The organism is Marinomonas profundimaris (assembly GCF_000508165.1).
Classification (GTDB): Bacteria; Pseudomonadota; Gammaproteobacteria; order Pseudomonadales; family Marinomonadaceae; genus Marinomonas; species Marinomonas profundimaris.
Genome location: NZ_AYOZ01000019.1, coordinates 1 through 21,929, shown reverse-complemented (window position 1 = coordinate 21,929; position 21,929 = coordinate 1). Strand labels below are relative to the sequence as shown.

Sequence of the window (21,929 nt, the reverse complement as noted above, 5' to 3'; positions counted from 1 at the left end):
GTGGGAGATCCCATGTGAGAGTAGGTCGTTATCAAGATTATAATTAAGAAGCCCTGATAGGTTATCCTGTCAGGGCTTTTTTATGTCTGTTGAAAAAACTTATTACTTTCTGTGTGCTGCCTCTAGATGGCTAGCGACAGAGATCTCGATAATTTATCAGGCGGGCAAAAGCAACGTGTTGGGATTGCTCGAGCATTGGTAATAAAGTCGTCTATATTGTTGTTGGATGAGATTACATCTGCGCTAGACCCTGAACTGGTTGATGAGATTCTAGACGTCATCCGCAGCTTGGTGAAAGGGGAAAGTTTTACCATGTTGCTAGTGACTCATGAAATGCATTTCGCAAGAGAGATTAGTGATAGGGTGTGCCTTTTTCGACAAGGGCGTTATTGTCGAAGAGGGTGAGCCAAAAGCTATTTTTAATCAGCCAAAGGAGGATCGAACAAAGACCTTTTTGAATGCCTATCTTGGGCAATGATTTTATATATATTTTATCCGTATTTAAATTGAGGCATCTCATAGGAGGTGTCTTAATTTTTTGTGTTCCTTGTTGTTGGTGTTAATGAGAGTATTCCCTGTAAATAATGTAGATCTATTTTATGGAGTATCGCGTAAATGACCCCCTTTTATAGTGTTATTTTCTTAACGCTTTTCGCTGGCTTATCTATGCCTGTCGGGGCCTTAATTGCCCATCTTGAAAGAATCCAACCCTTCTGGTTAGAAAACGAATTAAAACATGGAATCACGGCCTTCGGAGGTGGTGCTTTATTGTCTGCGATTGCTTTAGTGTTAGTTCCAAAAGGGGTTGAAAGTTTTGCTCCTTGGTCTGCAGTGGCTTTATTTCTGGCTGGCGGAGCCGCTTTCATGTTACTAGATATTCAATTATCGAAGCACAAAACGTCCATCAGTCAATTAGTGGCAATGCTATCTGACTTTATTCCTGAGTCTTTGGCATTGGGCGCGGCAATTGCTCTAGGGGGCAGTGATGCATTTTTGCTTGCGGCTTTGATTGCGATGCAAAATCTACCAGAGGGTTTTAATGCGTTTCGAGAGTTAAAAAACGCATCGCATTACAGTGCTACCAAAATCATTGTCAGCTTCGCATTATTGGCTTTATGTGGGCCATTGGCTGGAAGTATTGCGTATTTTTGGTTGTCTGAATGGCCGACGGCCGTATCCGGAATTATGCTCTTTGCTTCAGGTGGGATTTTATATGCGGTGTTTCAGGATATTGCGCCTCAAGTCGTGTTGAAGAAACATTGGGCGCCGCCAATGGGTGCTGTTATGGGGTTTGTGCTTGGTCTGGTTGGTTATATGCTCACGCAATAAGCTTATTGACTAAAAATGTATACAAAAATGATCTGCATGCAATATAGTTAGTACTCTTTTTATTTTCTCCAAGGAGTACGTTTGTGGGCAAAATTTTTAGTGATATGAGTGTAAGTGCATTAGTTGCTGGTTTTGTTGCTGTACTCATTGGTTTTGCGAGCTCTGTTGTTATTGTTTTTCAGGCGGCACAATCTGCAGGTGCAGACTCAAACGTTATTGTGTCATGGATTATGGCTCTTGGTCTGGGAATGGGGGGTACGTGCTTTTTTCTTTCGCTTTGGTATCGAGCTCCTGTCATCACGGCTTGGTCTACTCCAGGTGCTGCATTATTAGTAACGAGTTTGGGCTCTATTACTTACGCGGAAGTAATCGGCGTATTCGTCTTTGCTGGTGTACTGACGTTATTGACTGGCTTGTCTGGTTTATTCGATAAAGTGATGCGTTTGGTGCCATTGCCCATTGCCTGTGCCATGTTGGCAGGTGTTCTGTTTAAGTTTGGCTTGTCTATTTTTGATTCCATGATGAGCGATACTTTTTTAGTTGGCGTTATGTTAATGACGTATTTGGTGAGTAAGCGCTTTGTGCCTCGTTATTCGGTTTTATTTGTTCTGCTTGCTGGCGTGTCATTGGTTTTAGCTCGCTCTGAGGAAAGCTTTTTGGCGGTTATTCCATTGACGCTAGGGCATTTTGTATGGGTATGGCCTGAATGGAATCTAAGCGCCTTAATTGGAGTCGGACTTCCTTTGTATATTGTCACAATGACCTCTCAAAATATTCCTGGTGTTGCTGTGATGCGAAGTAATGGTTATCACACGCCGGTTTCTCCGTTAATTAGTTGGACAGGATTTACGTCGATTGTACTGGCTCCATTAGGTGGTTTTGCTTTCAATCTTGCAGCGATTACCGCGGCGATTTGTTCTGGAGATGAATGTCATAAAGACCCAAAACGTCGATATATTGCGGGTTTATCTGCAGGTGTTTTTTATGTTCTTGCTGGTCTGGCTGGTGTGTCTGTTGTTGCGTTATTTTCCGTTTTTCCTACCACAATGATTACTGCATTAGCAGGTATTGCCTTGTTAGGGACGATTGGAATGAATTTGAAAAGCGCGATGATTGACGATGTAAATAGAGAGGCGGCATTGGTTACGTTCTTGGTTACTGTTTCTGGTGTCTCATTTGTGGGGATTGCTTCTGCTTTTTGGGGGATTTTATTTGGTGTTATATGTCTTCTGATTTCGAAAATTAAGCACAAATAAAGGCGTTATTTTGTGAACGTGATTACAAAAATTAAAGAAGATATCTTAAGCAGTGAATTACCGCGCGGTGTACCGCTTCGACAAACTGCATTATCCGTTCGGTATGGCGTGAGTCGTATACCGATTAGAGATGCACTATCGTCATTGAAATCGGAAGGTTGGCTCGTTTCGCATGGTAAGGTGGGCGTTATGATTCCGAGCCTTAATTGGAAGGAGGCCGAAGACCTTTCTTTAATGCGAGCTGAGCTTGAGTGTCTACTGTTCGAGATGGCGTTTGATGATATTGGTGAAGATAATATTAAAGCGGCAAGAAAGTATCTTTTCGAATTAGGTAAAGAGAGTCTAACTTTAGTGTGTAGAGGGGAGCTTAATTGGCATTTCCATAATACTTTATATGAAGTCGCTAATCGGCCAACGCTACAGAGGGTAGTCGAGGGATTAAATAAACAAGCGGTACGTTATCTGGGGTTTCAATATGGTCCGTTATCTTATCGGTCTACAAGTCAGGATGAGCATGAGGTGTTATTATCTCTTATCGAAGCAAAAAACAAAAAAGCGGCTGTTGATTTCCTAAGGCGACACATAGAGATAGCCGGGAAATTGCTAACAGACTATCTAAAGCGTATCTAGGGTGAGTGTTAGTCTTTTATAGACTGAGGCAGGTAAACTTTTAGGCTCGCTCCACCAAGCGCGATGGAGGTGTCTTTTTTAATGAAGCCAGATAGATTATTTACCACGTGAGCTGACGCCGACAGTTCAGCAAAATATAAACCGAGCCCTGTGTTGGCTTCAAAAAGATCGTCTGCTTGATCGTCTTCTAGCATGAAGCCTTTACCATCGTCTTCTATAGAGATCACAAGAAATGCTTCTTCTTGTTCCGCGCGAATGATGATTCTCGATTCCGCAAAACGAAGTGCATTGTATACAGCGGTTCCAACAACAGCGGTCATGAGGCGTTCATCGAATGTCCCTGTTAGACTGGTATCACAAGCGTAGTCTAGCTGTAATTTTTTTGCAGTAGCAGAGGGTTGTAAGGCAAAGACTTGGTCATCTAAAAACTCATCAATCAAAAATGTATCGACATGTAAGTTATACCCGTCTGACGCTAGCCTATAAAGGTATAAATATTCTACCCATTCGTCATTCAGCTTTTTAAGAGACTCTTCTATCAAAACAATTTTATTTTGATTTGGGTCATTGCTGCCTGTCGATTCTTTTAGACCCTGTAGCTGGTAAAGTAAGGTACCGACCTGATTTTTGCTTTCATGTATTGCGCTTGCAAGAATGGTACTAATGTTCATTTTTTTCATCTCAGCCTCCAAACGCTTTGTTATAAAGTGCGCTTTGTTCTTTAGTTGGTGCTGTTGCACCACCAGACTGCACTTCACTCAGCCACGCTTCGAAAATCTGTTTTGCTGTTAATGGATCTTTTCCTGCAATATATACATCAATTTCATAGCTGTAGGTTTTGGCTTTAATGTCAGGATCATCAAAAAAGGATTCATGAATTTTCTTCAACGTGCTGTCGAAATTATCTTTTTGACGAGGAAGTAATGACTCGCTATCTGAAATTCTAGCAAGTGATTCTAGATGTTTTAAATACACTTCAGCCGTGTTGTAACAGGAGTACTTTGCCAAAAAAACGGCTCTTCTGTAAGCCATTTCTGCCGTTAACGGATCGTTCATAGATAGGCTTATTTTACCTAATTCCATTTGGCGTAAAATGTTTTTTGGGGATCGGCCAATGGCTTCAACTAACGTAGCTTGGGCTTCTTCAGGTTTATCTTGTGCAATTTGAATTTTAGCGAGCCAGTCATAGGCACTGACGAAAAAACGATTATCAAGCATAAGTTGACGAAAGTTTTTTTCGGCTTTTTCTAGCTCGCCCATGTAAAAATAGGATTTGGCTTTGCCAAATAAAGCCCAAGGCATTTTTCGACTTTTTAAGGTTTTGTTGAATAAAGAAAGGGCTTTTTTGTATTCTTTGATTTCAAGTAGGCTTTCTCCAATAACCCTTTCACATTTTCCGATTAAAGAGGGGTATTTTTCCATCACTTGTTTTGCGGCAGAAATGGCTTCTTCAAAGTTATTTGAATCAAGCGCAACGTTCACTTTATACAGTCTTTCTTTTGTTTCTAGTAATTTACCTAAACGTCGTTGTAATACAGCCTGCGAAAAAGGTTTGGTAATATAGCCATCTGGTTGGTATTCAATGGCGCCCATGACCATTTCTATAGAGGTTTCAGCGGTGACCATTAAGTAGGTGGCTGTGTGCGGTATGAGTCTAGAGTGTCGTACTTCCTCTAAGAGCTGTTGCCCATCTTTACCGTTGCCTAGGTTGTAATCGGATAGAATTACATCAAAAGAGCGGCTTCTCAAAAGATCAATTGCGGTTTCTGCCTTCATTGCAATATCAATGGAGGTGAAGCCGAAATCGGTCAGCATTTTACGCTGCATGATTCTTGCTTCAGCCATATCTTCTATGAGTAATGCTTTTTTCTTAGAGAAGTCTTGCTGGGCCATAAACAACTACATTCCGTATCGAGCAATTATAAAAAAGATTTATTTGGATCTGTTACGAGATCTTCTGAAAAAATTTCATCCTCGTCAGAGGTTTGCTGAGGTATGGAATAAGACTCACTTGCCCAAGCACCTAAATCAATTAATTTGCAACGAGCGCTGCAGAAGGGGCGATCTGCATTTTCTTGAGACCAAGCTGTTTTTGTTTGGCACGTTGGGCAAGCCACTAAAGTTACGGTATTACTATTCAACATGATATTAACTCTAAAATATTCTGGTGCAATTTGAAGACTTTAGCATTCATTTCGTCAATATTGCCAGTGTTTTCCAAGATGAGGTTTGCTCTGTGAATGCGTTCACTGTTGCTTAGTTGAGTCGATATTATTTTTTCGACGCTCTCTTGATCCGTGTTGTCTCTGCTTATGACACGTTGAATCTGAATTTCCTTAGGAACATCAATTGCGACAACCAGTTGGCAGATTGCATTTTGATGTGTTTCAAATAACAAAGGGTGCACGAGTAGGGCGTATTTGGAGGTTAGCTTGCTTAGTTGAGACGTTATCTCTTCTTTAATGGCTGGGTGAGTCAACGCCTCAAGCCAGGTTCTTTCTTCTGGTCGATTGAAAATAATAGTGCGCAGACTTCGGCGGTCCAATGACCCGTCATTCATCAATATATCTTCACCATAGCGCTGATAAATTTTGTTTAGACAATCAGAGTTTGGTTGTACAACGAGCCTTGCTACATCGTCGGCATCGACACTTTGAACGCCTAAATTGTTGAAGCATTTCGTGATTGTGCTTTTGCCAGAGCCAATACCGCCAGCAAGGCCAATGATAGGAGGAGTATGGTTCGTCATAGGGTTAGATAAAACACCATCATGGCTGAAAAAATCAAAAATGGACCAAACGCCATGTGTTGAGTTCCGCTTTTGTTGAAGGCTAGAGTGTATAGGATTCCCATTAAACTTGCACAAAGTAACAGGGGGGCTAAGTATGAAATACCAAGCCATGCGCTCAGTGCGGCGACGAGCTTAGCATCACCTAATCCGATGCCTTCTTTATGTCTAAAGCGCTGATAAGACCAGCGTAATGAGTAAATAAGGCTGTAACCCATGAGCATGCCTATTACGCTGCTTTCTAATGTTCGAGTTGATAAATGAAATAAAAGCGCGCAGGAAAGAATGACGATATTGCACTCATCAGGAATTAGCATATGTTTTCGATCGATGGTGGCCGCTGTGATCAAGGCGCTTATTAATAGCGTTTGTAACAATAATGGATAGGCATTTTCATATGTTAGTAGTAGGGGAAGGCAGCAAATAAGGTGAAGAAGCTCAATCACTGGGTAGTGAAAAGAAATCCTATAGGCGCAGTGTCGACATTTTCCCTTTAAAATCAAATAGCTAACTAAGGGGGTTAGGTCGTACCACAAAAGTGTTTGTCTGCAATTTTTACAGCATGATCGAATGTTTTGCATTTGCTCTGGAGGTGGTTTATTAAAAGGCAGTGTTAGAGCGAAGTGAGCTTCCTTTTCCCATAAATAGGCTTGTTTGATCGGCCATCTTGTTGAGAATGCCGCTGAAAAGCTTCCCAAGCTCAATACTGTTGCCATAAATAAAAAATATTCCAATGTTGTTAAAAGCATCTATGGCATCTCAATCAAGGGTGAATACAAAGCAACAAGGGCAGAAGCGACAAACCCTCCCGCGATCAATAGACACAAGGCAGGGATGATTTTTTCGATCAGAGTAATGCTTCTTTGCCAATGCTTTTCATGCTCTTTAGCGGCTAAGCTAAGTGCTCTTTCTATGTCACCGCCTTGCTCCGAGGAATGTAGAGCAATGGCGGATTCATTTGGGAACCATTTTTCAGGAAAACTATCGACATAGTGTTGTCCAAGGCGAAGCGAGTAAAACACTGTGTAAATTTCTTGTTTGATCGGTTTGTATTGAAAATAATCGGGCATGCTTTTTAAAGCTTGTTGTAATGTGACGCCGGTTGTTCGAGTGGTACTTAATAGAGAGAACAGTTTTGTTAGGCGAAAATTAGCGGAGTACTTTTCTAACCAGTAGCAGGCATGGCCTTTATGAAGGTTGTGAATAATATAGAGCTGAAAGACGCTGCACAGAGCATAAATGAAAATACCTTGGCTCAGCTCAATGGTGTGGTTTTTGGCTGGCACCGAGAATAAAGCGCGGTTAACCAACTGCATCATCATTGCTATCTGAATAATACAAAAAGGATAAATGAGGGCTTTTAGTAATCGCTGAGACCAATCAAGCAAGGTTTTAAGTTGGGTGATAGAGACACTAAGGCTTTGTTCACAGTCTTCTCTCGTGCCTTGAGAATTTAGAAGGTGGCAGTAGGGTGTGGCGGCCGTCTTGGTTAGTTTGCTTAAAGCATCATTAAAAATGACGCCGTGCTCAAGCTGATTTAGGATAGCTTGGTTCGCTGTAGCGAGGATTGGGTGTTTTGACGATGATGCAAAATGTGACACTGCTTGATTGAGTTGCAACCCAGAACGCAAGGCGCTTTGTATCTCTTCATAAAAAATTTGAAGTGTTTTGTAGTCTAATTTCTTTGGTTTCCATTCGCGAATGGATATGTGCCACTGCCCATTTTTAATGGAAGCGAACAATACTTCTGCTTCTGATTTTTCATGTCGATAATCCACTTTTCCGTTTTCGTATATGATTTTATACCAAGGCATGATGAGCCTCATCGTCGCTGTGAGTGAAGGCTTGCCATAATGATGGTGTGGCTATAAGGGTGTCATAGTCTCTTGGAAGGGAGGCTTTCCACAACGGTTTTAATCCATGAAAGATCGGTTGCTGTGACGATGATTGGTAGCGCATAGTTTGATGAATTATCAGTTTTAATGAACTCACAAGGGAGAAGAAATCGACTTGCCAAGCGTGACAGCGATGCATTGCATCAAGCGCTGAATTTGTGTGCAGAGTCGCGAGTACAAGGTGCCCTGTTAGTGCTGCGTTGACGGCAAGGTTGGCGGTTAACGCATCTCTTACTTCGCCCACCATAATGATATCAGGATCCTGCCTTAAAAAAGATTTCAAAAGTGTGGCGGAATCCAAACCAATGGCTTGATTCGGTTCGCATTGAAACAGACCTTCTATTTCGTATTCAACCGGGTCTTCAATGGTGAAGATGGTTTTATGGCCATTATTTAACATATCGAGGCATGAGTAGAGTGTGGTGCTTTTTCCTGCACCAGTGGCCCCGCAAACTAGAATCAAGCCACTTGGTTTGTTGAGACTGGAATGAAGTGTCGTTAATAAAGGGGCTTGTATGCCAATGTTTGTTAGTGCTAAACGGCTCTTTTCAGGGAGCAGTCGTATGGCAATTTTTTCTCCTTTTATAGTGGCAACAACGCTTACTCTGACAAAGGTGTTTCGGGTTCGCTCTTCGAATAGAAACTGACCTTCCTGTGTTCTTCTTGTTTCGGATAGATCTAAATTCGCACGGATCTTGATTCGGTTAATTATGTTGCTGTTGAGGGGCAGGTCAGATACTTTCTGCAATATTCCATAACAGCGACGATAAACTTTAATACCAGATCGAGTGTGTTCAATATGAACGTCGGTTGCGTGCTCACTGACGGCATTGGAAATAATTTCTTCTAATGTCATTCTTCCTCCTCCGCTAGGCTTTCACATTGGATAGGGAGGATGTTGGCGTCTAAATCTGAATGGCAAGTCCAGATTCTGTCTGTATTACGTGTGTATTTTAGGTATTGGTTTTCACTAATCCCTGTGCTGCTATTGAGTGTTAAAGCGAGGTTGCCAGCGCCTTTGTTTTGATCGCTAACGGTAATGGACTTAACAATGGATTTACCAGATAGAGTTTGTTTGATGAGGTTAAAATCGGACTCAGTAGGAAAAGAGCCTTGTAAAAGAATGAATTCTTCCACTAACGACTGATGCTGGGTTGCGAGGTTTTGTGCTTCTATTAATTTTGCTTTGGCGATTTGACGTTTAAATGTGGGTACCGATAGGCTGGCCAGTATCGAAATAATAGCGATAACAACCATAAGTTCTAATAGTGTAAAGCCGCGTATAGTTCGGCGGGAAATTGACATTCTTCACTCCTTGAAGACATTTTGTTATTGGCGTCCTGCCAATATATGTAAAGAAACTACTTTAAAGGGTGGTGCCTAGAAAAATCAAACGATTTGATCAAGAACATCACCTGTTGGTGTTTTTTCCTTATAGTTAGTGGTTTGTCTGGTTGTTGTTTCAGTATGCGGCTCCAGATCGTCTTCGATAAACTCCTCTTCTAACTCATGCCATAAATCTTCTTCTGATTTTGTTTTGAGTTCTTCGAATTTCTTTTGTTTTCTTTGTGAGAGTGCTTGCCCTTGTTCTGATATGGTAACAACAAGATCGCTGGATGCTTTTGCGTTACGCGCATTGAGGGCGGCGAGGTTGGTGTCTTCGTCTGATCGTAAATCGAAGGTGGTATAACCGGGTGTGGTCATATTCGTTGAAGTATGATTCGAAAGCGCTATTGTGTGAGGAAGACTACCAGACATAACGATCACCAAATGAATGATTATCAATAAATACTAATGGTCATTAGAAGATATGTCCAATACAGCTGAAAAATAATTCAGCTGTATTGGTTGCAGAGATTATTGATTTTGTAGTTTACCAGCTTGAATCGCAGTAATAGCAATAGTGTAGACAATGTCATCCACTAAAGCGCCACGAGACAAATCATTCACGGGTTTGCGAATGCCCTGTAGCATCGGGCCAATGCTCACTACATCGGCGCTTCGCTGAACCGCTTTGTATGTAGTGTTGCCCGTATTTAAATCTGGGAAAATAAATACGGTAGCTTTACCGGCGACTTTACTGTTCGGCGCTTTTTGCTTGGCGACTTTTTCCATAATGGCGGCATCGTACTGCAGAGGGCCATCAATCAATAAGTCAGGGCGAAGTCTTTGCGCAATGGCGGTGGCTTCTCTGACTTTGTCGACGTCATTACCTGTACCTGATCCGCCTGTGCTGTAGCTGATCATCGCGACTTTAGGCGTAATACCAAATGCTGCCGCGGAGTCCGCACTTTGAATTGCTATCTCAGCTAATTGTTCTGCTGTAGGGTCTGGGTTGATTGCACAGTCACCGTAAACCAAGACTTGGTCCGGTAGGCACATGAAGAAAACAGAAGAAACCAAGCTAGAATTTGGCGATGTTTTAATTAACTGAAGAGCGGGTCGAATGGTATTCGCGGTTGTGTGGATCGCCCCAGATACCAAGCCATCAACGTCACCCACTTGGAGCATCATGGTACCCAGCACTACATTGTCTTCCAGTTGTTCTCGGGCGACGATATCTGTTAGCCCGCGACTTTTTCGGAGTTCAACCATCGGTGCTACATAGCGTTCACGAATGCTAAGAGGATTCAGTATTTCAACACCATGATTTAATTCAATGCCATTGTTTTGAGCAATACGAAGAATTTCAGTTTCATTTCCTAATAATGTACAGCGAGCAATGCCTCGCTCTGCACAAATGGAAGCGGCTTGAATGGTTCGAATGTCTTCGCCTTCTGGCAAAATAATGCGTTTATTCAGAGAGCGAGCCAATTCAATTAGGCGAAAGCGAAAAGCAGGCGGAGAAAATTTACGCTCTTCTTGGTTCATGGCGAATGAGTTGATCCAGTCGTGGTCAATGCAGCGAGCGATATGCTCTTTGACCATAAGTACGCGCTCTTTGTCATCTAATGGAATCTCTTGGTTAAAAGATTGCATATTGATTACGGTTTCCCAGCTGTTGGACTCAACGGAAAGAATAGGCAAGCCTTTGGCCATGGCTTTACCACATAAAGACATGAGCGCTTCGCTTGGCTGGTAGCCGCCAGTTACCACCAAGGCGGCAATTTTGATGTCATTTAGTGCTGCGATAGCTGTCGCCATGATGACGTCAGTACGGTCTCCTGGTGTGAAAACCAACACGCCTGGTCGAAGCGCCTCGAGCATGTTTTCGACGCCACGAGCACACAATGTATAAGACTGTACGCGTCGAGAGTCCATTTCACCAGCATTGATGATACGGGCGTTTAAAAAATCAGCAACGTCTTTCACCCGAGGGTAGGTTAGCTCATCTGCCGCTGGAATTTGGCCAAGTAGACTGAAATTTCGTTTGAATATCGGCCGTTGTGCAAACAGATCGCCATACGACTTTACGCCCAGTGAGCCCGGTGTGGTTTTGTTTAAGATGCAACCGATAACATCCGATGCTTTTAAGCCACCATATGATCCGGCGGCAATTTCAACATGGTGTTCTAGTTCATTAACGCGCATGTTATTTGGCGCAGTCACTAAAACAAGACCGGCGTCTAGCGTTCTTGCAATGGCTTTATTCAATCGAGTTGCATAAGGGTGACCTGCGATTTGGGCAAGACCTTCAACTATCACGGTAGAGTCTGGCTCAACGCTGGCTTGAAAGCGGCCAACGATCTCTTCCATCAATTCGTCGATGTTATCGTTATATAAATAACGTTCTGCTTCGTGCAGAGGAATCGGTTCTGCTGGCGTCAAAGTTGAGCCTTGGGCAACCATTGCGGTGGATTTGTCTGGGCCTTTGTCGCCTGGTTGTGGCTGTGCAATTGGCTTGAAAAAGCTGGCTTTCAATCCTTGTTGCTCTAATGCTCGAACAAGCCCTACTGAGACAGAGGTTAACCCAACGCCAGGACCGGTAGGAACGGTCATAAGTACATTTATTGGCATATCTAATGAATCCTAAGTTAGTCCGTTATTATGAGTTCACGATCAATCAATGTTGGATTAAGCTTATAGTATCCAATGCAATCATAAGCTCTTCGTTTGTTGGTATGACCCAAACGGTCGTCTTGCTGTTTGTCGCTGTAATGTTTTGTTCAGCTCCACGTGGTGCATTTTCATTAAGCGTTGAGTCTATGTTGATATTCAGTGCTGTTAAGTTGTTGCAAATCGCTTGACGCAAATAGCTTGAATTCTCACCGATTCCGCCGGTAAAGACCAAATGATCAATACTTTCTAAAGAGGTCGCTACGCTGGCAAGGTGTTTTGCGGTTCTAGAGGCAAACATATCCAGTGCCAGTTTGGCTCTTTGATCGCCAGACATCATTGCTTCTTCGAGCGTTCTACAATCATTAGATATTTCCGAAACACCTAGCAATCCACTTTTTTTGCTCAAAATGTCCAGTGCTTCATCGGCGGTAATGTTTTCAGCTTGGCTAATAAAGGATATGAGGCTTGGGTCTATGCTTCCTGAGCGTGTTCCCATCATCAAACCTTCTAATGGCGTGATGCCCATACTAGTATCTGTTGATTTGCCATGGCTGATGGCGCATGTACTTGCGCCATTTCCCAAATGCGCAACCAGTACACCTTGCTGATCACTTCCTATCGAAATTTGCGCTAAGCGTTGGCTGATATATCGGTAACTGGTGCCGTGAAAGCCATATTTTCGAAAGTGATGATCTCGATAAAAGCTCATCGGAATAGGGTATAGGTATTGTTCCGGTTCAAGTGTTTGGTGGAAGGCGGTATCAAAAACAGCTACCTGAGGTAGTCCTTCGAAAAGTTCGAACGCAACCTCAATACCTTTGGCGTGGGCTGGGTTGTGAAGGGGAGCGAATTTTGCACAATCGGTTATGCCGTTTATGACATCCTGATTGATTAATACAGACTTCGTGAATGCTTCTCCACCATGTACTACTCGATGGCCAATGCCAACCAGAGACGCCTGAATAGACGTGTGATTTTCAAGCCAGAGTTTTATTTGGGAAACCGCATTTTTGTGGCTGCCGTCATTAAGTGCGATCACGTTTTTTTGGCCATCATATTTAAAGGTGATGCTACTTTCACTTGAGCCTAATCGGTCTGCAATGCCTTCTACTAATGTTGTCTTACCTGCGTTGGCTAAGATGGCAAATTTCAAGGAGGAGCTGCCACAATTAATGACTAAAATACTATCTTTCATAATTATTCCTGAGATACGCGCAAAGATAGGTCTATTGCTTGTACATGTTTTGTTAGGGCGCCAATGGACACGAAGTCAACACCAGTATTGGCTACGTTCAAAAGGTGTTCTTTGGTCATGTTACCGGATGCTTCGAACTTTACTTGTCCTTTGAAGCGAGAGACGGCGGTAGCCATATCCTCATAAGAAAAATTGTCGAGCATAATAATGTCAGCTCCAGCCTCGACGGCCATTGAAACTTCATTTAAATTCTCGGTTTCAACTTCTATTGTTTTTCCTGGTGCGATTTTTTGCGCCATAGTAACGGCATTTTTAATGGAGCCTGCGGCCATTATGTGATTTTCTTTAATTAAAAAGGCATCATACAAGCCCATACGATGGTTTTTTCCACCGCCTACAGTCACCGCGTATTTTTGTGCTTGCCGCATTCCTGGTAATGTTTTTCGTGTATCTAGGATGGTGAGTTGAGTGCCGTTTACAATTTCACGGTATTGCTGAGTGATGCTCGCGGTAAATGACAATGTTTGTAAGAAATTCAACGCGACACGTTCACCTGTTAAAATGGTTCTAGCATGTCCTTTAAGCGTGAGAAAAGGTTGATTAGGTTCAAGTGCATCACCTTCATTGTAATGCCAATTGAGCGTGACTTTTCCTCCCAGTTGAGAAAACACTTCATTGACCCAAGGTTGGCCGCATAGGATTGCGTGTTCACGACTAATAATAGTGGCTGTGATTTCTTGATCATCAGGAATAAGCTGAGCGGTTATATCCCCAGAGCCTACGTCTTCTTCTAACGCAAAAGAGACTTGCGAATGAATGTGCTCGTTTAAAAGAGCGCTCAAAACAGCCATGTACTATCCTAATCTGCAACATATTGAAATAGCTATTGTAGCGCTATATTTGGAATGCGTCAGTGTTGTTTTGGTGTATTGCTTGATTTTGTTAGGTTTTCTTTGATAAGGCTTCGTTTGTTAAATTTAGTAAGTTGGTTTTGACTCGCATCCTTTCGTCTTGCAAAGAGTCCTATGTGGGCGAATATACATGTAAGTTTTGTCGCTTGGTCTAATCTTGTTAAGTGTTTTGTTGAAGGCTCTTTGAAAAATGTAAGGAATTCATAGTATTTATACACTTCATACATTTTATGAATTTCGCTGGAAGTGATTGTGTTTTAGCGGCTTGACGTGGGCTGTGTGCTGTTTTTTAGGTGTACGCTAAAGTATTTTAAAGCTTCAAAAGTGGCTTGCTGGCTTCAATCTTAGTGGGGGTGGCTAGGCGATCTCTTGATTAGGTGTTAATCTTACGCCCAAATTGGACTCTTATGGGGTGGGGGGAACTCTAACTTTGTGTAAGGTTTAGGTAAAAGTCCTAAGCTAAAGGTGCAATTTTACGTATAGAAAAAGTAAACAGTTTTGAATTTTTATGTGTATTTGGTAAGGCTAATTACATGTAAAAACTTAATGTTGAGTTTGATGAACCAAACTCAAATTGGAAGCGAACTGACTAGAAAGTTTAGTGGTCGATGCAATGGATATAAAATTAAAACAATAAGAATTTCCTTTGGAATGTATAAAACGACGCTTTAAACATAAGCAAAGTAGTGTGTCGTTTTATTCTAGGTCGGCTGGATCCTGTGGCTATTTATGTGGGTTCCGACGGTTCGTTTAAGTAGCCTCCAAGGCTTAATATACATAACCCCTTGGTAGGTTAGTATCTGTTCTAATAGCGGGAGTTATTAACACGATGACTGAGCAGCATATTCTCGAAGACATTGATCCAATTGAAACCAAAGAGTGGGTCGATGCGCTTGAGTCTGTCCTTCGCGAAGAAGGTCCTGATCGCGCGCAATATATTTTAAATCGTTTGTCGAATGAAGCTTCAAAAGCTGGTACATCAATGCCTTCGTCTATCACGACGGCATACCGGAATACAATTGCTCCTGAAAATGAGAAGCCGTTACCGGGTGATGTATTTATGGAGCGTCGTATACGCTCTATAATTCGTTGGAACGCATTGGCTATGGTAATGAAGGCAAACCGTGTTGATTCAACACTTGGCGGCCACATTACAAGCTTCTCTTCTGCAGCAACGCTTTATGATATCGGTTTTAACCACTTTTTCCGTGGTAATGACGGTAAACAGCAAGCGGATATGGTTTTTTTCCAAGGCCATATTTCTCCAGGTATTTACGCTCGTTCATACATTGAAGGTCGTTTGACTGATGAGCAGCTAGATAACTTCCGTCGTGAAGTCGATGGTAAAGGTATCTCTTCTTACCCACATCCTTGGTTAATGCCTGATTACTGGCAGTTCCCAACGGTATCTATGGGTCTTGGGCCATTACAAGCTATTTATCAAGCGCATGTAATGAAGTACCAACATAGCCGTGGTCTTATTGATCAGGGCGATCGTAAAGTATGGGCGTTCCTTGGTGATGGCGAGTGTGATGAACCAGAATCTTTAGGTGCAATCGCGCTTGCTGGACGTGAAAATCTAGATAACCTTATTTTCGTGATCAACTGTAACCTACAGCGCCTTGATGGCCCTGTTCGTGGTAACAGTAAAATTGTTCAGGAGCTTGAAGGTGTATTCCGTGGTGCTGGCTGGAATGTTGTCAAGTGCTTGTGGGGTCGTCATTGGGATCCTCTTTTCGCGAAAGATCACAACGGTTTGCTTGTTAAACGTATGAACGAGGTTTGCGATGGTGAACTTCAGAACTACAAAGCAAATGGTGGTGCTTATACTCGTGAGCATTTCTTCGGCAAATACCCTGAATTGCTAGAAATGGTTAAAGACATGACTGACGATGAGATTATGAATCTTAATCGCGGTGGACATGATCCTTACAAAGTTTACGCAGCGTATTCCGAAGCAACTTCTCATAAAGGTCAACCGACTGTTATCTTGGCGCAAACCGTTAAAGGTTACGGCATGTTTAAAGCGGCTGAAGCGCAAAACACGGCGCACCAAACTAAGAAGTTGGATGAAGAATCACTTGCTCAGTTCCGTGATAAATTCGGTATTCCTATTAGTGATGAAGAGCTAAAAGACTTACCGTATTACAAACCGGCTGAAGATAGTCCAGAAATGCAATACATGCGTTCTCGTCGTAAAGAATTGCATGGTGCTTTCCCGATTCGTAACCACGATTGCGAAGCCCTTGAAGTGCCTTCTTTGGAAGCCTTCAAAGCTCAAATCGCGGGAACAAAAGGACGTGAAATATCAACAACTATGGCGTTTGTGCGTGCACTGAATGTTATGGTGAAAGATAAGCAAATCGGCAAACGTGTTGTTCCAATCGTTGCAGATGAAGCGCGTACTTTTGGTATGGAAGGCATGTTCCGTCAGTTGGGTATTTACTCATCTGAAGGTCAGCGTTATACGCCTCATGACCATACTCAGATCATGTATTACAAAGAGTCTTCTGATGGTCAAATTCTTCAGGAAGGTATCAATGAGCCAGGTGCATTTTCTGCCTGGTTAGCATTGGCGACATCTTATGCAAACAGCGCTCTTCCAATGATTCCTGTTTACATCTATTACTCAATGTTTGGTTTCCAGCGTATTGGTGACTTGGCTTGGGCTGCTGGTGATTCACAGGCTCGTGGTTTCTTGATTGGTGCGACAGCAGGTCGAACTACGCTGAATGGTGAAGGTTTGCAGCATGAAGATGGTCATTCCCATATTCAGGCGGGTCTTATTCCTAACTGCATATCTTATGATCCGACTTACTCTTACGAAGTGGCCGTTATTGTTCAAGATGGCTTGCGTCGTATGTATCAGGATAAAGAGAGTGTTTTCTATTACCTAACCGTAATGAATGAAAACTACACTCACGAAGATATGCCTGAAGGTGTTGAAGACGGCATCATTAAAGGGATGTATAAGCTTAAATCTCATGAGAAGAAAGCCAATAAGAAGCAAGTTCAATTGCTTGGTTCTGGTGTGATTCTTCGTGAAGTGGAAGCGGCTGCAGAGATTCTCTTTAATGATTACGGTGTGAACTCTGATATTTGGAGTGTTACGTCGTTCAATGAATTGCGTCGTGAAGGCCTTGATGCAAGTCGTTGGTCTATGCTTCACCCAGAAGAGAAAGCTCGTCAGTCTTACGTCGAGTCTTGCTTGGATGGTAAAGGTCCGGTTATTGCTTCTACCGATCATATTAAATTGTTCGCAGATCAAATTCGTCCATTCATAAAAGGCACATACAATGTGCTAGGTACGGATGGTTTTGGTCGCAGTGATACACGTGCACAATTGCGTCATTTCTTTGAAATTAACCGTTATTGGGTTGTTGTATCTGCTTTGAACGCACTAGCGAAAGACGGTGTGATTGATGCATCTGTAGTTAGTGGGGCGATCGCTAAGTTTGGTCTTGATCCAGAGAAACCAAACCCAGTAACTTGCTAATTACCCAACAAGCTAGGTATCTGGCTCAGGATAATCTTGAGTCAGATAAGTTTTTAAGTTTGATGCGTCTATATGACGAAGGAGATTTCTGTGAGTACTGAAATCATTCGAGTACCGGATATTGGTGGTGCGACTGATGTCGAAGTTATCGAGATCAGTATTAAGGTTGGCGATACTGTTGAAGTTGACCAGTCTATAATTGTATTAGAAACGGATAAAGCTTCTATGGATGTTCCATCATCTATGGCAGGTAAAGTAACAAGTATTTCCGTTAAAGTTGGTGATAAAGTCTCTGAAGGCGATGACGTTCTTGTGATTGAAGTTGAGGGTGTTGACGCGCCTGCAGCGGAAGTTGCTAAAGAATCAGCGGCGCCGGCGCCGGTGGCGGCACCGGCACCTGCTGCTGCGCCTACCGCGGCAGCAACGACAGCTGAAAATAAAGTTTCTGTTCCAGATATTGGTGGCGCAACGGATGTTGAAGTCATTGAAATTTGCGTTGCTGAAGGTGATGCGGTCGAAGAAGGCGATTCTATAATCGTATTGGAAACGGATAAAGCGTCGATGGATATCCCTTCACCTTTTACAGGTAAGATTGGAAAAATATCCATTAAAGTTGGCGATACTGTTTCTGAAGGTGCTGATATTTTGGTGGTTATTGCTGAATCTAGTGCGCCTGTTGCTGATGTCGCAGAAGTGCCGCAGAAAAAAGAGGTTGCTCCAGTTGCAGCCGCACCTGTTGCTGGTGGTATTGAAACAGTTAATGTTCCTGATATCGGTGGCGCAGAAGGCGTTGAAGTTATTGAAGTGGCTGTTTCTGCTGGTGATAAAGTATCTGAAGGCGATTCTATTATCGTTCTTGAGACAGATAAAGCCTCTATGGAAATTCCTGCGCCTAAATCAGGAACCGTTAAATCTGTTTCTATTAAAGTGGGCGACAAGGTTTCTGAAGGTCATGCTGTTCTTGAGTTGGAAGTTGAAGGTGGTTCTGTGCCAGTAGCGGCGCCTGTTGTTGCTGCTGAAAAAGCAGCACCTGCTGCCACTGCACCTCAAGCTGCTGCGGTTAAAGCGGCGCCAGTTGATCAGTCTGCTGTGCTGTCAACGCCATCTACGAAAGTTCATGCTGGACCAGCGGTTCGTATGCTTGCTCGTGAATTGGGTGTTGAGCTTGCTCTTGTTCGTGCTACGGGCCCTCGTGGCCGTATTACGAAAGAAGATTTGCACGCTTATGTTAAAGCAGCGGTGCAAAAAGCGGTTTCAGCTCCAGCGGGTGGTGTTACGTCAGGTTCTGGTCTGCCAACGGTTCCAGATCAAGACTTTAGCAAATTCGGTGAGATCGAAGTTGTTAAGATGAGTAAGATTCAGCGCTTAACTGCTCAAAATATGGTTCGCAACGCGCTTGTTGTGCCTCAGGTTACGCAGTTTGATAAAGCGGATATTACAGATCTTGAAGGCTTCCGTAAGGGCTTGAAAGGAGAGATGGAGAAGCAAGGTATTAAGCTGACGCCACTTCCGTTCTTGATTAAAGCGGTTGCTCAGGCGATGGTTGCGAATCCAAGCTTCAATGTATCCTTGATGGCAGACGGCGAAAGCTATGTTCAGAAAGGGTATGTGCATATTGGTATCGCAGTGGATTCACCAGTAGGTTTGGTGGTTCCTGTATTGCGTGACGCGGATAAAAAATCAGTCATTCAAATCGCAAAAGAAGCGAATGTATTGATTAAGAAAGCGCTTGATAAACAGCTTAAACCAGCAGATATGCAGGGCGGTTGTTTCACTATCTCTAGTTTAGGTGCTATTGGCGGTACTGGATTTACTCCTATCGTCAACTGTCCTGAAGTAGGTATTCTTGGTGTTTCTAAAGCAGACATTGAGCCACGTTGGAATGGTAAAGAGTTCGAGCCTCGTACTATGTTGCCACTGTGCTTGTCTTATGACCACAGAGCGGTAAATGGTGGCGATGCTGGTCGCTTTATGACTTTCTTGAATTCAATGTTAAGTGATGTGCGTCGCTTGTCTCTTTAGTGATGTGCACTGATCAATAGCTTAATCTAAGTAAATAAAAAGCCGCTTATCATAAGCGGCTTTTTTTGACCTTGAAAATGGAATTATTTATTTCAGGTTGTTTACGGCGAGCATTAGTGCGGACTTGCGGGAGTCGCAAAATGCATTGTGCGGTAGTCGACTGAGTACGCCAAGTTTTTCTAGGCGCTCCGTTGTTTGTCCATTTGGGCTAAAGATATAAACGGCACAGTTCGCTTCAATAGCGTCTTTGATGGCATTTTCTAGTGCTAGGCTGATAGTAAGGTCCATCATTGGAACGGCGCTTAAATCTAATACCACCGCTTTGTAGTTATGAATGCGATTGTGGTGTTTTGCAATGGCTTTGCTTGCACCAAAAATCATCGGCCCCGATAAATAGAAGAGTAGGACTTTTCCATCGGCTTGATCGAGTAGATCTTTTTCTTCTTCTGTTAAAGGTACATCATCATCCGCATCGCTTATGGCTTTGACGTTTCCAGACTGAAGTCGACTGAGTTTTTCAATGGTAATGATGTTGGCAATGAATACGCCTATTCCCACTGCCACCATAAGGTCCACAAAAACAGTGAGGGCCATGACGCCGTACATAATAATAGTTGGGGATAGGGCCACTTTATGGGCTCGTTTTAGAAAGCTCCAGTCAAGGATGTTAATGCCCACATAAAGAGCGATACCGGCTAAAACTGCCATGGGGATGGGGCTAATGAGCTTGGAGGCGCCAAGGACGACCAACAGTAAGATCAGGGCTCTTGCGATCGCGGCTAACGGGGATTTACCGCCTGATTGAATATTGACAACGGTGCCCATTGTGGCGCCAGCGCCTGGTAAGCCTCCAAGTAAACCAGAAAAAAAGTTTGCTGTTCCTTGGCCTATTAATTCTCGATTTGAGTCGTGTTCTTTACGCGTTAAGCTGTCGGCAATGACGGCGGTTAGTAACGTGTCAATGCAGCCGAGTGTGCCAAGCACCAGTCCATCAATAATCATTTCTATGAAGACACTGCTTTCAAAATGCGGCCAATGTATAGAAGGGAGTCCGGATGGAACGAAGCCAATGCGACGAATTTCGGAGTCGTTAAATAGAATAACAGAGACTAATGTGATTGAGACGAGTGCGACTAGTTGGGGTGGAATGTAACGGCGCCAATGCTTTGGCAAATAAAACAAAACGCCTAAGGTTAGTAATCCAAGAAATAACTCTGAGAACTTAAGTTCCATTAACAGTGTCGGTAATGCGCTTAGTGTTCCTAGTACGCCTCCAGAAGGGGACGGTTGACCAAGGAAGGGAGCAAGCTGAAGTATTATGAGTATGATGCCGATTCCGGACATAAAGCCTGAAATGACACTGTACGGCATAAGGGTGATGTATTTTCCCAATTTAAGGTAGCCGAGAGTGATTTGAAATAATCCGGCAATCATTACGACGGTGAAAGCCATCGCAAGGCCGCCTTCCGGTGAGTTGGCCATCATACTCGTAAGGACGGCCGTCATGATTACGGTCATTGGGCCTGTTGGTTCGGAGATTAAGCTGGTTGATCCGCCGAATATGGCTGCAAAAAAGCCAACAAGAATAGCGCCCCATAAACCGGCTTCTGCTCCTGCACCTGAAGCGACGCCAAAAGCCAGCGCGAGCGGAAGAGAGACAATGGCGGTGGTGGCGCCACCAAATAGATCGCCAACTAGGTTCCAATCTTTGAAACGTGAGAAATCAATGATCATTATGTTTTACCTGTTCGTTTTCCATATCAGACTATTGGTAAGTGTATTCTGTTTGCAAAAGAGCCCGCATCATGCGGGCTCTTTGTTTTCACTTGGGCAATACTGAAAACTACTCTACGTTTGAGTCGGATGCAGTGTCATTGCTTGTTTCTGCTTTAGCCTGTCTAGGGTCGTTCTTAACTCGACCAGCAGAGGCGCGTCTGCGTGATGTTGCCGCATTGCGTTTTTCTTCTTGCTCAAGGCGAAGCTTTTCCTGTTGGGCCAAGATGGCGGCAGGCAGCTCAATAGGCTCTTTTGATTCAGCACTTGCTTGCTTAACCGCAGGTTTACCACGACCGCGACGAGGTGCTCTAGAGCTACGGCCTGCAGTAGCTGGCGTCTCTTCTATCGCTTCTTGTTTCTCAGTCGTAGATTTAATTGGCTCAACAACGGCGGCTATCGTTTCAACGTCACTGCTTTCTGCCTGAACTTCTACAGGCTCAGGTATATTGTTCTCTGACGTTGTTTCTTCAGATGGTTGAGTTGCAGTGTCTTTAGTTGCCGCCTCTTGTTCGGTGTCTATTATTTTAGCTTCAGCAGAGGCTTTTGGTTTAGTTGTGCTTAGTGCTTCATTTGTTGTTGCTTGTTGGGTGTTTGGTGTTGAAACTTCAACAGCTTCAACAGCTTCAACAGCT

At 43.2% G+C, this 21,929-nt stretch carries 19 protein-coding genes and 1 pseudogene; 6 read left to right on the top strand and 14 right to left on the bottom strand.

Annotated elements, in window-relative coordinates; translation table 11 throughout:
* Positions 1–126: 126 nt before the first annotated feature.
* From D104_RS37185 to D104_RS29000, 4 genes are all read left to right on the top strand, one after another.
* On the top strand, positions 127–405 hold the full coding sequence (locus tag D104_RS37185) for an ATP-binding cassette domain-containing protein (protein ID WP_327025847.1): 279 nt from the start codon (positions 127–129) through the stop codon (positions 403–405).
* 210 nt (positions 406–615) lie between these two features.
* Complete coding sequence (locus D104_RS29010; protein ID WP_024024157.1) at positions 616–1,329, top strand: ZIP family metal transporter; 714 nt, start codon at positions 616–618, stop codon at positions 1,327–1,329.
* An 83-nt stretch (positions 1,330–1,412) separates the two neighbouring features.
* Complete coding sequence (locus tag D104_RS29005; protein ID WP_024024156.1) at positions 1,413–2,585, top strand: benzoate/H(+) symporter BenE family transporter; 1,173 nt, start codon at positions 1,413–1,415, stop codon at positions 2,583–2,585.
* Positions 2,586–2,597: 12 nt separating this feature from the next.
* Positions 2,598–3,215, top strand: a complete 618-nt coding sequence (locus tag D104_RS29000; protein ID WP_024024155.1) for a GntR family transcriptional regulator — start codon at positions 2,598–2,600, stop codon at positions 3,213–3,215.
* An 8-nt stretch (positions 3,216–3,223) separates the two neighbouring features.
* On the opposite strand, the gene D104_RS28995 is transcribed toward D104_RS29000, so the two are convergent.
* The 12 genes from D104_RS28995 to nadC all read right to left on the bottom strand — a co-directional run bounded on the left by D104_RS28995 (position 3,224) and on the right by nadC (position 13,943).
* Positions 3,224–3,895, bottom strand: coding sequence for a sensor histidine kinase (locus tag D104_RS28995; RefSeq protein ID WP_024024154.1), 672 nt, complete (start codon positions 3,893–3,895; stop codon positions 3,224–3,226).
* Position 3,896: 1 nt separating this feature from the next.
* A complete protein-coding gene (locus tag D104_RS28990) occupies positions 3,897–5,108 on the bottom strand; it encodes a response regulator (RefSeq protein WP_024024153.1) in 1,212 nt (403 codons plus the stop codon).
* Between the two features lie 26 nt (positions 5,109–5,134).
* Positions 5,135–5,359, bottom strand: coding sequence for a DNA gyrase inhibitor YacG (gene yacG, locus D104_RS28985; protein ID WP_024024152.1), 225 nt, complete (start codon positions 5,357–5,359; stop codon positions 5,135–5,137).
* Positions 5,353–5,964, bottom strand: coding sequence for a dephospho-CoA kinase (coaE, locus tag D104_RS28980; RefSeq protein WP_024024151.1), 612 nt, complete (start codon positions 5,962–5,964; stop codon positions 5,353–5,355). Before coaE ends, yacG begins: the two co-directional genes overlap by 7 nt.
* A complete protein-coding gene (locus D104_RS37630; RefSeq protein ID WP_160168776.1) occupies positions 5,961–6,719 on the bottom strand; it encodes a prepilin peptidase in 759 nt (252 codons plus the stop codon). The genes coaE and D104_RS37630 overlap by 4 nt, the downstream gene beginning before the upstream one ends.
* A 33-nt stretch (positions 6,720–6,752) precedes the next feature.
* On the bottom strand, positions 6,753–7,817 hold the full coding sequence (locus D104_RS28975; protein WP_024024149.1) for a type II secretion system F family protein: 1,065 nt from the start codon (positions 7,815–7,817) through the stop codon (positions 6,753–6,755).
* A complete protein-coding gene (locus tag D104_RS28970; protein ID WP_024024148.1) occupies positions 7,804–8,754 on the bottom strand; it encodes a GspE/PulE family protein in 951 nt (316 codons plus the stop codon). Before D104_RS28970 ends, D104_RS28975 begins: the two co-directional genes overlap by 14 nt.
* Positions 8,751–9,203 carry a pilin gene (locus D104_RS28965; RefSeq protein ID WP_024024147.1) on the bottom strand — a complete coding sequence of 151 codons (453 nt, stop codon included), beginning with the start codon at positions 9,201–9,203 and terminating at the stop codon, positions 8,751–8,753. The genes D104_RS28970 and D104_RS28965 overlap by 4 nt, the downstream gene beginning before the upstream one ends.
* Positions 9,204–9,287: 84 nt before the next feature.
* Positions 9,288–9,656 (bottom strand): hypothetical protein, encoded by a 369-nt coding sequence (locus tag D104_RS28960; protein WP_024024146.1) that lies wholly within the window; start codon positions 9,654–9,656, stop codon positions 9,288–9,290.
* Positions 9,657–9,755: 99 nt separating this feature from the next.
* Positions 9,756–11,855 (bottom strand): phosphate acetyltransferase, encoded by a 2,100-nt coding sequence (gene pta / locus D104_RS28955; protein ID WP_024024145.1) that lies wholly within the window; start codon positions 11,853–11,855, stop codon positions 9,756–9,758.
* A 46-nt stretch (positions 11,856–11,901) separates the two neighbouring features.
* A complete protein-coding gene (locus D104_RS28950; RefSeq protein ID WP_024024144.1) occupies positions 11,902–13,092 on the bottom strand; it encodes an acetate/propionate family kinase in 1,191 nt (396 codons plus the stop codon).
* 2 nt (positions 13,093–13,094) lie between these two features.
* Positions 13,095–13,943: a carboxylating nicotinate-nucleotide diphosphorylase gene (nadC, locus tag D104_RS28945; protein ID WP_024024143.1), complete on the bottom strand. Its 849-nt coding sequence runs from the start codon at positions 13,941–13,943 to the stop codon at positions 13,095–13,097.
* 889 nt (positions 13,944–14,832) lie between these two features.
* On the opposite strand from nadC, the gene aceE reads away from it, so the two are divergent.
* Positions 14,833–17,499 carry a pyruvate dehydrogenase (acetyl-transferring), homodimeric type gene (gene aceE, locus D104_RS28940; RefSeq protein WP_024024142.1) on the top strand — a complete coding sequence of 889 codons (2,667 nt, stop codon included), beginning with the start codon at positions 14,833–14,835 and terminating at the stop codon, positions 17,497–17,499.
* 90 nt (positions 17,500–17,589) lie between these two features.
* Positions 17,590–19,521, top strand: a complete 1,932-nt coding sequence (aceF, locus tag D104_RS28935; RefSeq protein ID WP_024024141.1) for a dihydrolipoyllysine-residue acetyltransferase — start codon at positions 17,590–17,592, stop codon at positions 19,519–19,521.
* Positions 19,522–19,608: 87 nt separating this feature from the next.
* Here aceF and D104_RS28930 read toward each other — a convergent pair whose 3' ends face one another.
* Positions 19,609–21,255, bottom strand: coding sequence for a SulP family inorganic anion transporter (locus D104_RS28930; protein ID WP_024024140.1), 1,647 nt, complete (start codon positions 21,253–21,255; stop codon positions 19,609–19,611).
* A 109-nt stretch (positions 21,256–21,364) separates the two neighbouring features.
* Positions 21,365–21,929 (bottom strand): annotated as a pseudogene (locus D104_RS37415) (ribonuclease E/G); the annotation flags it as partial.

Coding starts and splice junctions, on each gene's coding strand:
- coaE (WP_024024151.1), bottom strand. CDS start 5,964: ATGACGAACCATACTCCTCCTATCATTGGCCTTGCTGGCGGTATTGGC.
- D104_RS37630 (WP_160168776.1), bottom strand. CDS start 6,719: ATGGCAACAGTATTGAGCTTGGGAAGCTTTTCAGCGGCATTCTCAACA.
- yacG (WP_024024152.1), bottom strand. CDS start 5,359: ATGTTGAATAGTAATACCGTAACTTTAGTGGCTTGCCCAACGTGCCAA.
- aceE (WP_024024142.1), top strand. CDS start 14,833: ATGACTGAGCAGCATATTCTCGAAGACATTGATCCAATTGAAACCAAA.
- D104_RS28960 (WP_024024146.1), bottom strand. CDS start 9,656: ATGTCTGGTAGTCTTCCTCACACAATAGCGCTTTCGAATCATACTTCA.
- D104_RS28965 (WP_024024147.1), bottom strand. CDS start 9,203: ATGTCAATTTCCCGCCGAACTATACGCGGCTTTACACTATTAGAACTT.
- D104_RS28970 (WP_024024148.1), bottom strand. CDS start 8,754: ATGACATTAGAAGAAATTATTTCCAATGCCGTCAGTGAGCACGCAACC.
- nadC (WP_024024143.1), bottom strand. CDS start 13,943: ATGGCTGTTTTGAGCGCTCTTTTAAACGAGCACATTCATTCGCAAGTC.
- D104_RS28975 (WP_024024149.1), bottom strand. CDS start 7,817: ATGCCTTGGTATAAAATCATATACGAAAACGGAAAAGTGGATTATCGA.
- D104_RS29010 (WP_024024157.1), top strand. CDS start 616: ATGACCCCCTTTTATAGTGTTATTTTCTTAACGCTTTTCGCTGGCTTA.
- D104_RS28990 (WP_024024153.1), bottom strand. CDS start 5,108: ATGGCCCAGCAAGACTTCTCTAAGAAAAAAGCATTACTCATAGAAGAT.
- D104_RS28950 (WP_024024144.1), bottom strand. CDS start 13,092: ATGAAAGATAGTATTTTAGTCATTAATTGTGGCAGCTCCTCCTTGAAA.
- D104_RS37185 (WP_327025847.1), top strand. CDS start 127: ATGGCTAGCGACAGAGATCTCGATAATTTATCAGGCGGGCAAAAGCAA.
- D104_RS28995 (WP_024024154.1), bottom strand. CDS start 3,895: ATGAAAAAAATGAACATTAGTACCATTCTTGCAAGCGCAATACATGAA.
- pta (WP_024024145.1), bottom strand. CDS start 11,855: ATGCCAATAAATGTACTTATGACCGTTCCTACCGGTCCTGGCGTTGGG.
- D104_RS28930 (WP_024024140.1), bottom strand. CDS start 21,255: ATGATCATTGATTTCTCACGTTTCAAAGATTGGAACCTAGTTGGCGAT.